The 11,182-nt window shown below is 71.2% G+C and carries 8 protein-coding genes and 1 tRNA gene; 3 read left to right on the top strand and 6 right to left on the bottom strand.

The features are described from left to right. Positions 1–190: 190 nt before the first annotated feature. Genes ABE505_RS09970 through cydD form a run of 5 tightly spaced genes read right to left on the bottom strand, consistent with a single transcriptional unit; the run spans position 191 to position 7,329 of the window. Complete coding sequence (locus ABE505_RS09970; RefSeq protein WP_346442085.1) at positions 191–553, bottom strand: hypothetical protein; 363 nt, start codon at positions 551–553, stop codon at positions 191–193. Continuing rightward, positions 550–2,466, bottom strand: a complete 1,917-nt coding sequence (locus ABE505_RS09965) for an aromatic amino acid lyase (RefSeq protein WP_346442086.1) — start codon at positions 2,464–2,466, stop codon at positions 550–552. Before ABE505_RS09965 ends, ABE505_RS09970 begins: the two co-directional genes overlap by 4 nt. Positions 2,467–2,506: 40 nt before the next feature. Beyond that, positions 2,507–3,892 carry a histidine--tRNA ligase gene (gene hisS, locus ABE505_RS09960; protein ID WP_346442087.1) on the bottom strand — a complete coding sequence of 462 codons (1,386 nt, stop codon included), beginning with the start codon at positions 3,890–3,892 and terminating at the stop codon, positions 2,507–2,509. A gap of 39 nt (positions 3,893–3,931) precedes the next feature. Then, entirely contained in the window at positions 3,932–5,614 is a 1,683-nt protein-coding gene (cydC, locus tag ABE505_RS09955; RefSeq protein ID WP_346442088.1) for a thiol reductant ABC exporter subunit CydC, read from the bottom strand. After that, positions 5,611–7,329: a thiol reductant ABC exporter subunit CydD gene (gene cydD, locus ABE505_RS09950; protein ID WP_346442089.1), complete on the bottom strand. Its 1,719-nt coding sequence runs from the start codon at positions 7,327–7,329 to the stop codon at positions 5,611–5,613. Before cydD ends, cydC begins: the two co-directional genes overlap by 4 nt. A gap of 185 nt (positions 7,330–7,514) precedes the next feature. Here cydD and ABE505_RS09945 point away from each other — a divergent pair. After that, positions 7,515–7,591: transfer RNA gene (locus ABE505_RS09945), tRNA-Pro, on the top strand. Positions 7,592–7,675: 84 nt separating this feature from the next. After that, the gene (locus ABE505_RS09940; protein ID WP_346442090.1) at positions 7,676–8,920 is read left to right on the top strand and encodes an MFS transporter; all 1,245 of its coding nucleotides are present in this window, start codon (positions 7,676–7,678) and stop codon (positions 8,918–8,920) included. A gap of 54 nt (positions 8,921–8,974) precedes the next feature. Here the strand turns inward: ABE505_RS09940 and ABE505_RS09935 are convergent, their stop codons facing one another. Then, a complete protein-coding gene (locus ABE505_RS09935; protein WP_346442091.1) occupies positions 8,975–9,304 on the bottom strand; it encodes a hypothetical protein in 330 nt (109 codons plus the stop codon). A 167-nt stretch (positions 9,305–9,471) separates the two neighbouring features. Here ABE505_RS09935 and ABE505_RS09930 point away from each other — a divergent pair, with 167 nt between their 5' ends. Then, on the top strand, positions 9,472–11,154 hold the full coding sequence (locus ABE505_RS09930) for an AMP-binding protein (RefSeq protein WP_346442092.1): 1,683 nt from the start codon (positions 9,472–9,474) through the stop codon (positions 11,152–11,154). Positions 11,155–11,182 lie beyond the last annotated feature (28 nt).

The raw sequence follows: 11,182 nt of genomic DNA, 5'->3' as shown, positions 1-11,182 counted from the left end.
TCATCGAGCCCCCGCCCCCCCCCCCCCCCCCCCCCCCCCCCCCCCCCCCCCCCCCCCAAACCCCCCCCCCCAAAAAGCGATAGCCCCCCCCCCCCCCACCCCCGCCCCCCCCCCCCCGGGCCACGTGGGGACTCCTCCCCCCAACGCCCCCCGCCCCCCGGTTCTTGGACCCCGGTTCTTGAGAGGTGTGTCAGTCGGCGCGCGTGCGGGCCTGCATCCCCAGCCAAGCCAGTGCGACCCCCGAGAACGCGGCGATCGAGGACAGGAACACCCGGGTGGCGAGGAAATTGGGATCGTGGATCTTCTGCAGCGCGATGCGCGCATAGACCGGCGATTCGAGCTTGACCACGCCCATGTAGAACAGGTGCCAGGCATCGATGCCGACCGCGATCGCGAGCGCGCCCAGGCTGCTCCACGCGATCGAATGCCCGTGCGCCCAGCGGTAGCGCGCGCTCAGCCAGTGGAACAGCAGGTAGCACAGCGCACCGACCGCCATCGCGATCAGCGCAGCCTCCAGCACCCCGAGCCAGCCGAAATGCAGCGGCAGGTTCACGCCGCAGGCCCGGTGGCCGGCACCCGCCAGCGCGGCAGCACCCCCAGCAGCGTGCCGTCGGCGACCAGGCGCACCGCGGCGGCCACCTCGCCATCGAGTGCGCGGTCGCGTTCGAGGAACGGGATCGCCTCGCGGATGCGCGCATGCGCCTCGGCGACGATCGCGCCGGGGTGGAACGGTGCGCACGCGGCGAGCTCGACGCGCAGCGCCTCGACCTCGTCGAGGAAGCCGGCGTGCGTCGCGCGATCCTGCGCCGGGCCGCCCTGCACCTTCGTCGCCAGCACCTGGGCATCGCCCCGGCCCGCGAGGTCGCGCGCGGCGTTGATCATGTCCATCCGCAGGTCCAGCGCCTGGGCTGCGGTGTAGAGCTCCAGCGCGAGCACCTTGCCCAGGTCGTCGGCCATCGCCAGCACATGACGCGCCTCGTTGGTGCCCATCGAGACGTGGTCTTCGGCGTTGGCGCTGGTCGGCACCGAGTACACACTGGCCGGGTGCGCGCGCGTGGCCAGGTCGTTGACCAGCGCCGCCGCGGTGTACTGCACGATCATGAAACCCGACTCGGTGGCGTCCTCGTTGCCGATCAAAAACGCCGGCAGCCCGTCGTTGGTCGCCGGGTCGACGAGCTTGGCCAGCCGGCGCTCGGAGATCGACGCCAGCACCGGGATCGCCGCCTTGACGTAGCTCATCGCCAGCGCCAGTGGCATGCCGTGGAAATGGCCGGCCGAGATCACCTGCTGCTCGACGTGCTCGGCCTCGCGGCCCGGGAACACCAACGGGTTGTCGGTGACCGCGTTGAGCTCGACGTCGAACACGCGCTTGGCCTGCTCGACCGCGTCGCGCACCGCGCCGTGCACCTGCGGGATGCAGCGCAGCGAGTAGGCGTCCTGCGGCTGGTGCTTCTTGCCGCCACGGAACGGCCGGAACCGGGTATAGAACTTCTCGCGACCATGGCGCTGATCGCTCGGCACCCAGTCCCAGCCGATGTCGAAGCGCAGCGCCTGGGCCTGCGCGGTGTCCCAGCTCGACGGCAGCCACGGCCGGAACTTCGGCACCAGGTGGTAGGCGATGTCGGCCAGCGTCGAGCCGTCGAGCAGCTCGCGCAGGTGCGCGGCGACCTCGACCTGGCCCGGATGCGGGCGCAGCGCGTGGACATCGGCGTCGAATGCGCCGAGCCGGCCGGCGAAGGCATCGATGGTCATCGCCGCGGCCAGATCGGCGGTGTCGAGCAATGCGTCGAGCCGATGCAGCGCCAGCACGCCAGTGGCGAGCATCTGCGCAGTGCCGTTGTTGAGCGCCAGGCCCTCCTTGTACGACAGCGTGACCGGTGCCAGGCCGGCGCGCCGCAGTGCGTCCGCGCCGGACATGCGCTCGCCCGCGAAGAACGCCTCTCCGCCCCCCAGCAGCACGATCGCCAGGTGCGACAGCGGCGCCAGGTCGCCCGAGGCACCGACCGAGCCCAGCCCCGGCACCACGGGCACGATGCCGGCGTTGAGCAGGTCGGCCAGCGCCTGCAGCGTCGCCACACGGATGCCCGAATGGCCCTTGAGCAACGTGTTGATGCGGATGCACAGCATCGCGCGCACCACCTCCGGCGCCAGCGGCTCGCCGACGCAGACCGCGTGAGTGACGATGAGGTTGTGCTGCAGTTCCTCGTGCAATGCGCGCCCCGAAGGCGTGGCGCCCGGCAGGTCGTCGCGCAGCGGGCGCGCGCCGAGCAGGCGGTCGGCATTGCTGCCAAAGCCGGTGGACACGCCATAGATCGGTTCTTCGCGGCGCACCTGCTCGGCAAGGAAGTCGGCTGCGTTCGCCACTGCGTGCAGCGCCTGGTCGTCGAGCTCGACCGGCGCGCCGTGGGCGACGATCACCAGTTGCGCGCGGGTCAGCGAGCGGCCGTCGAGACGGATGGCTTTCATCAATGTGCTCCTTTGCAGACGACGGCGACGCGCAGGCCGATCACGGCATCGATCTCGCCTGCTCCCGCTCGACCAGCAATGTCCGCGGCAGGTCGTCGTCGGCCACCTCGAACTGCTCGCCGCGGCGCAGATCCTTGACCGCAACCACGCCGCGCGCCGCTTCCTCGTCGCCGCGAATCACCACGAAGCGGATGCCGGCGCGATCGGCGTACTGCATTTGCTTGGCGAGCTTGCGCGGCTCGAGCTGGGTCTCGACGTTGAGCCCGGCACTGCGCAGGCGCTGCGACAGCGCCAGCGCCGACGGCAGGCCGGCATCGTCGAACAGCGTCACCAGCACGTCGACCGAGCTGTCGGCGGTGTGCACCAGGCCCGCCTCGCGCAGCTGCCAGAACAGCCGGGTCAGACCGATCGAGATGCCCACGCCCGGCAGCTTGGACTTGGTGTAGTGGCTGGCGAGGTTGTCGTAGCGTCCGCCCGAACAGATCGAACCGATCTGCGGGTGCGCATCGAGCACAGTCTCGTAGACCATGCCGGTGTAGTAATCCAGGCCACGCGCGATCGACAGGTTCAGCGCGTAGCGCGACTCGGGCACGCCGAGCGCACGCAGCTGGTTGAGCAGATCGCGCAGCTCCTCGCGCCCTTCCTCGAACAGCGCCGTGCCGGCGCCGAGCGCGTCGAGCTTGGCCAGGGCGTCGTCATGGCCGGTCGAGCGCACGCGCGAGAACGCCAGCAGGCGGTCGGCGACCGCGTCCGACAAACCGAACTCGGCGCCGGTCAGCGTCGCGCGCACCGCATCCTCGCCGCGCTTGTCGAGCTTGTCGATCTCGCGCAGCACGGTCATCTGCTGCGCGTCGTCGATGCCCTGCCCTTCGAAGTAGCCGCGCAGCAGCTTGCGGTGGTTGAGCTGGATCGTGAATTCGCCAATGTCGAGCGCAGCGAACACCGCGCTGATCACCGCCGGCACCTCGGCGTCATAGCGCGGCGACAGCGTGTCCTTGCCGATCACGTCGATGTCGCACTGGTAGAACTCGCGGAAGCGTCCGCGCTGGGCGCGCTCGCCGCGGTAGACGCGCTGCATCTGGTAGCGGCGGAACGGGAATGCCAGGTCGTGCTCGTGCTCGGCGACGTAACGCGCCAACGGCACGGTCAGGTCGAAGCGCAGCGCCAGTTCCGGCAGGCCGTCGGCCTGGCCGCTGTCGGCCGATTTGGCGAGCGCACCGGTCGACTGCACGAAATAGACCTGCCGCTCGGTCTCACCGCCCGACTTGGTCAGCAGGGTCTCCGACAGTTCGAACACCGGCGTCTCGATCGGCAGGAACCCGAAACCTTCGAACGTGCGGCGGATCGTGTCCAGCATGCGCTGGAACGCGATCTGGTCACGCGGCAACAGTTCCATGACGCCGGGCGGGGTCCGGGGCTTGATCATGCGGGCAGCTCGTCGGTGATGCGGAGGAAGACCGCCATTCTAGGGCGTGTCGGCATGCAGGTGCCCGTCGCGCAGCCACAGGTGGCGGTCCGCCAGCCCCGGCGGCACCGCGCCGTGGGTGATCAGCAGCAGGCTGCGGCCATCGAGCAGGTCGGGCAGTTCGCGCAGCAGCGCATCGGCCGTGTCGTGGTCCAGGCCCTCGGTCGGTTCGTCGAGCACCACCAGCGCGGCCTCGCGCAGCAGCGCACGGGCCAGCGCCAGCCGCCGCGCCTGCCCCCCGGACATCGTGATGCCGGCCTCGCCGACCCAGGCATCGAGCCCGCCCAGCGCGCGCGCCCAGTCGGCCAGCCGCACCCGCGCCAGCATCGCCCACAGCTGCGCGTCGTCGGCCTGCGGCGCACCGAACACCAGGTTGTCGCGCACACTGCCGGCGAACACCGGAGCGTTCTGCGGCAACCAGGCGATCCGCGCGAACCAGTCGCGCTGGCGCACGTGACGCAGGTCGACGCCGCCGAACGTCAGCGTGCCCGCATCGGGCTCAGCACTGCGCAGCAGCAACGCCGCCAGCGTGGACTTGCCGCCGCCGCTGTCGCCGCCGATCGTCACGCGCTCGCCGGGCGCGACCGAAAGCGTCAGCCCGCGCAGCACCGGCCGGTCCTGGCCCGGCCAGGCGAAGGTCACCTCGTCGAAATGCAGCGCCCCGGCGGCCGGCAAGGCCACCGGCGCCGCGGGATCGACGACCGTCGGCTCGGTGCCGGCCACCGCGTCCAGACGCGCGATCGATGCACGTGCAGCCAGCAGCGCCTGCCAGGCCAGGCCGGCCCCGGCCCAGGCCTCGAACAGCCCGATCGCGAGGAAGAACAGCGCCGCCGCATGCGCGGCCGGCAGCGCCCCGCCCAGCGCCCAGGCGCCGACGATCCACAAGGTGCCGACCAGGCCAACACCGGTCGCCACCCCATGCCACAGGCCGCCGTCCGCCAGCTGCCGCCGGCGCACGCGCTCGGCATCGCCCACCGCTTGTGCGTCGGCATCGACGCGGGCCAACCAGCCATCGGCCACGCCCAGTGCTGCCAGATCGGCCTGCCCGTCGTAGAGCTCATGCAGGCGGGCGCGCAGCTCGGCCCGGCGCCGCGCCCGCTCGGCCTCGGCCGCCGACCGCCCGCGGGCGACCAGCCAGGGCACGCCGAGCCCGGTGGCCAGCGCGACCAGCGCCAGCCAGGCCGCGGTCGGCGGGTGCAGCCAGGCGGCAACGCCCAGGCCCGCCACGCCGAGCGCGAGCAGTGCCAGCAATGGGCCGGTCGCGCGCAACAGCAGACCGTCCACCGCGTCGATGTCGCCCAGCAGCCGCGCCAGCAGATCGCCGGTGCGCAGGCGCCCCAACTGGCCGGGCGTGAGCCGCAGCGCGCGTGCGAAGAACCAGCTGCGCAGGTCGCGGGCGATGCGCAGCATCGCGTCGTGGCCGGCGAGCTTTTCGACATAGCGCGACGCGATGCGCGCGAAGGTCAGCGCCCGGATGCCGGCCGACGGGGTGAAGAAGTTGAAGCTGCCCAGGGTGCCGAAGGTCAGCGCGCTCGCCGCGATGAAGCCACCCGACAGCCCCAGCAGCGCGACGCCGGACACCAGCGTCAGCGCCAGCAGGCCGATCGCCGCGGCCACGCGCCCGCGATGGCGACGCAGCAGCATGCGGGTGCTGGCGATGGCGCGATCGGAGGCCGCGCTCATCGCACCGACTCCACGGGCGACTCGAGCGGCGCCACCAGCGGACCCGGCAAGCGCCAGACCGCGTCGGCCCAGTCCATGACGGCCTGGCTGTGCGTGGCGACGATCACGGTGCAGTCGCGCAGCGAAGCGTCGAGTGCGGCGAGCAGGTCGGCTTCGGTCGCAGGATCCAGAAACGCCGTCGGCTCATCGAGCAGCAGCAACTGCGGCCGCAGCAGCAACGCGCGCGCCAGCGCCACACGACGCGCCTGCCCACCCGACAGCCCGAAGCCATGCTCGCCGATGGGCGTGTCCAAGCCCTCGGGCAGGCGCGCGGCAAACCGCATGACCTGCGCGATCTGCGCCGCCTCGTGCACCGCAGCCTCATCGGCCTGCGGCGCGCCGATGCGCAGGTTGTCGCGCAGGCTGCCCTGGAACAGCCACGGCCGCTGCCCGGCCAAGGCGATCCGGGTGCCGGCCGGCACGTGGATGCGACCGCACTCGGGCGGCAGCCAGCCGGCGAGCGCGTCGAGCAGCGTGCTCTTGCCGCCGCCGCTGGGCGCGACGATCGCCAGGCGCTGCCCGGCCGGGATATCGCGCGAGGCGCCGGCCAGCGCCGGCATTGCAGCGCCGGGATGGCGCAGCGTGATCGCCTCGATCCGCACCGCCGGCGCACCGGTCGCCACCGGTGCGGGATCGATCGCCGGCGCGGCATCGAGCGCAGGCCGGGTGCCGTCGAACGCGGCCTCGACCTCGGCGACTGCGGCCAGTGCGTTCGCACGATCGTGGTAATGCCCGGCCAGACGACGCATCGGCCCGTGGAACTCCGGCGCCAGCAGCAGGCAGAACAGGCCGATCGCCAGGCTCGGGGCCGGGTCGCGCAACGCGATCAGCCCCAGGTAGCTGAAGCCGAAATACAGCGCCACCAGCGCGACACTGACCGAGGCGAAGAACTCGAGCACCGTCGAGGACAGAAACGCGATGCGCAGCACGCGCATGCTGCGCACGCGGATGGTTTCGGTGGCCTCGCCGACCTGCGCCAGCTCCGCTTCACCGCGGCCGTAGACCCGGATCAGGTCGAGCCCACGCAAGCGATCGGTGAAATGCGCCCCGGCCCTGGCGAGCGCCGACAGCTGCGCGCGGCCGGCGGCCTCGGCGCGCATGCCGATCAGCGCCATGAAGAACGGCGCCAGCGGCGCGGCCGCCAACAGCAGCAGACCGACGATCCAATCGGCGGCGAACACCGCCACCAGCAGCACCGGCGGCACCAGCATCACCTCGGCGCGCGCGAGCAGGTAGCCGCCGAAGTACGGCGCGGCGGCATCGACATGGCCGGTGGACAGCGCGACCAGTTCGCCGCTGCGGCGCCCCCGCAGCCACACCGGACCGCGCGCGATCGCTGCACGTGCCAGCCCCACGCGCATGCGCGTCAGCGTGTCCTCGACCGCATCGGCGGCCGCGCGCTGCCCGATCCATCCCAGCAGCGTGCGCGCCAGCAAGGCGACCGCCAGCAGCGCGAGCGGCGCACGCAGCGCATCGAGTCCGCGTCCGTCGATCAGCGCCGCATCCAGCCCCCAGGCGATCGCCGCGGCCTGGGGCACCAGCAGCCAGCCGGCGAGCACTTGGCTGGCCTGGGCCACGCGATGGCGCGACCGGCTCGGCAGCAGTTGCGCATCGAGCCATTGCAGGCGAAGACGACGAGGACCGGTCGGGTCCTTTCCTTGCGGCGGCGAGGTCATGAATCGGAAACATCCAGCAGCGGATGACGGCGACCCCATTGTCGGTATCGCGTCGTGCCCGCTATTATCGCAGCCCGCCGCGCCGACGACGCCACCGCCCTCCTCCAGAGGCCGATCGCCCCCCGTCGAACACGCCCCCCTTGCCCTGGTGACGGGTGCATCGGTAGAATGCGCGGCTCACCTGTCGGGGTGTAGCTCAGTCTGGTAGAGCGCTACGTTCGGGACGTAGAGGTCGCAGGTTCGAATCCTGTCTCCCCGACCAATCTGGTGATCCGAAACCGGCCGTCGTGCCGGTTTTCGTTTATCTAAGGCCGTGCCCGGTTCGCGGCATGCGATGCCGCCCGCCATGACCCCCACGCCCCACACCGTCCGTCCACCGATCGCCTTGCGCACGGTGCGCCTGGTGGTGCTGCTGGGCATCGCGCTGTCAGCCTTCAACCTGCGCACCGCGGTGACCTCGCTGACCCCGCTGCTCGACCTGCTCGGCACCCAATTCGGCTTCGGCTCGGCCACTGCAGGCGTGCTGGGCATGCTGCCCACCGCGGCCTTCGCCGTCTTCGGCGTGACCACGCCGATGCTCGCGCGCCGCGTCGGCATCGAGCGCACGGCATTGCTGGCGATGCTGCTCGCCACTGCCGGTCTGGTGCTGCGCTCGTGCGCCGGTGGCGTGGGCCTGCTGATGGCCGGGTCGATCGTCGCGCTGGCCGGTATGGGCATCGGCAACGTGGTGCTGCCGCCACTGGTCAAACGCTACTTCCCCGATCGGGTCGGCGCGGTCTCCACGCTCTACATCACCGTGTTGCAGTTGGGCACGATGCTGCCCGCACTGCTGGCCGTGCCGCTGGCCGAGGCCGCCGGCTGGCGGGTGGCGCTCGGCGCCTGGACCTTGACCGCGCTGGCCGCGGCGTTGCCGTGGGTCGGCCTGCTGGCGATGGCGCGGCGACGCGGCAGCGGCGTCCGCGTCGATGGCCCGTCGACCGCCGTGGCCAGCGTCCCGTCCGGCGGCGCGCGCGGCCGGGCGTGGCGCTCGCCGGTCGCCTGGGGCATGGCGATGATGTTCGGCACCACCTCGCTAATCACCTACGCGATGTTCACCTGGTTGCCGACCCTGCTCAGCGAAGCCGGCGCCTCGCCTGCCTTCGGCGGCACGATGGTGGCGCTGTTCTCCGCACTCGGCCTGGTCAGTGCACTGGGTATGCCCGCGCTTGCGGTACGTGTACGCAATCCGTTCGCGATCGTGCTGCTGTGCGCCTGTTGCCATATCGCAGCGTTCTCCGGCTTGCTGCTCGCACCGATGGCCGCGCCGGTGCTGTGGGTCGTGCTGTTGGGCCTGGGCCCGTCGACGTTTCCGCTGGCGCTGACGCTGATCAACCTGCGTACGCGCACGCCCGCCGGCTCGGCCGCGCTGTCGGGCTTCATGCAGGGCGTGGGCTACACGCTCAGCTGCGCCGGCCCGCTGCTGTTCGGCGTGCTGCACGGCGCGACCGGCGGTTGGCACTGGCCGTTCGCGATGCTCTACGGCTTCGTCGGCGTGTTGCTGGTCGGTGGCTGGCTGGCCTGCAAGCCGCGCGCGCTCGAGGACAGCTGGTAACGGCGACGCACGCTGGCGCCGGGGCTGCCGTCAGCGGTTCGATCGGGGATCGCTTTACGCCACCCAACGCAGGAATCGCACGTACAGCCAATAGAACACGCCGAGCAACGGGAGCGGCAGCAACACCAGGGTCGCCACGCGTGCCGGTGGCGACAGGCCCGGCGCCGGCACATCGACGCCGACCGCATCGAGCAACAGGAGCGTCGCCAGCAACGACCACAGGTTGCACATCAGCAGCGCCATACCACGATAGAACAGGCGATGCGGACGCGACGGATGGTCGATTGCCGCCTCTGCCGGACGCAGCGCGAAGCTACCTTGCATCAACGCGACCTGGCCGACGATGCCGCCGAACAGTTGGAAGAGAAAGACGAAGGGGATCAACAGACAGCGGTCCATATCCGGCGAGGCCAATCGCAGGGATCGGTGGTCGCGTTCGGTCACAGACGCCTGAATCTGCGCAGCGCGGCGGCTGCACCGCAGTCGCTGCGCCGTGAACTTCCCGGGCGGGCCTCGTATCCTGCGCACTCACGATAGCGCAGCCGATTCCCATGGACCAAACGCCCAGCCACGTCACCGGCCCCAGCGAGACGCCCCTGCTCGAGGAGACCGTCGGCGCGATGCTCGCGCGCGTGGCGGCCCAGCACTCCGATCGCGAGGCGCTGGTCGTCCCGTCGCAATCGGTGCGGCTCAGTTACCGCGCATTCGATGCCGCGGTCACACGGCTGGCCGCGGGCCTGCTCGCGCTGGGACTCGAACCGGGCGATCGCATCGGCATCTGGTCGCTCAACCGCGCCGAATGGGTGCTGATGCAGTTCGCGTCCGCGCGCGCCGGGCTGGTCCTGGTCAACATCAACCCGGCCTACCGTACGCACGAGCTCGAGTACGCGCTGACGCGTGTCGGTTGCGCAGCGCTGGTGCTGGCGCGTGCGTTCAAGACCTCCGACTACCTTGGCTTGCTGCGCGAACTGGCCCCTGAACTCGACAGCGCGACACCCGGCGCACTGCAGGCCGCCCGCCTGCCCGACTTGCGCCAGGTCCTGGTGCTCGGCGACGGTGACGATGTGCCCGGCACGCTGCGCTTCGACACCGTGGCCGCCTGCGACGCCCCCGACGCACACGCCCGGCTGGCGGCCTTGCAGGACCGCCTGTCCCCGGACGATGCGATCAACATCCAGTTCACCTCCGGCACCACGGGCGCGCCGAAGGGCGCGACGCTGAGCCACCGCAACATCGTCAACAACGGCTGGTTCGTCGGCGAGGCCATGCGCCTGACCGAGGCCGACCGGCTGTGCATCCCGGTGCCGTTCTATCACTGCTTCGGCATGGTGCTGGGCAACCTGGCCTGCGTCACCCACGGGGCGTGCATGGTGATTCCCGGCGAAGGCTTCGACCCGCTGACGACCCTGCAGACGGTCGAGCGCGAGCGCTGCACCGGCCTGCATGGCGTGCCGACGATGTTCATCGCCGAGCTCGACCACCCGCGCTTTGGCGACTTCGACCTGTCGTCGCTGCGCACCGGGATCATGGCCGGCTCGCCCTGCCCGATCGAGGTCATGAAGAAGGTCGTCGAGCGCATGCACATGCGCGAGGTCACCATCGCCTACGGCATGACCGAGACCAGTCCGGTGAGCTTCCAGACCACACCCGACGACCCGCTCGACCGGCGCGTCGACTCGGTCGGCCGGGTGCATCCGCACGTCGAGGTGCGCATCGTCGACAAGGACGGCGTGGTCGTGGCGCGCGGCGAGACCGGCGAACTGCAGACCCGCGGTTACTCGGTCATGCGCGGCTACTGGGGCGAACCGGCACGCACCGCCGAAGTGCTCGACGCCGACGGCTGGATGCACACCGGCGACCTGGCCACGCTCGACGCCGATGGCTACTGCCGGATCGTCGGCCGGCTCAAGGACATGCTCATCCGCGGCGGCGAGAACATCTATCCGCGCGAGATCGAGGAATTCCTGCACACCCACCCTGCCGTCGCCGACGTGCAGGTGTTCGGCGTGCCGGACGCGCGCTTCGGCGAGGAAGTCTGCGCCTGGATCCGCCTGGCCGAGGGTGCGACGTGCACCGCCGATGAGATCCGCGCGTTCTGCCGCGGCCGCATCGCCCACTACAAGATTCCGCGCGACATCGAATTCGTCGATGGCTTCCCGATGACGATCACCGGCAAGGTGCAGAAGTATCTGATGCGCGAGATCGCTTCAGGCCGCAGGTCCGCGCCGAACTGACGGCCGGCGCGTCAGGTGCAGAGCGGGC

The organism is Luteimonas sp. TWI382 (genome assembly GCF_039674545.1).
Classification (GTDB): domain Bacteria; phylum Pseudomonadota; class Gammaproteobacteria; order Xanthomonadales; family Xanthomonadaceae; genus Luteimonas.
Note: the sequence above shows the minus strand (reverse complement) of the source record. Positions and strands in the feature narration are given on the sequence as shown.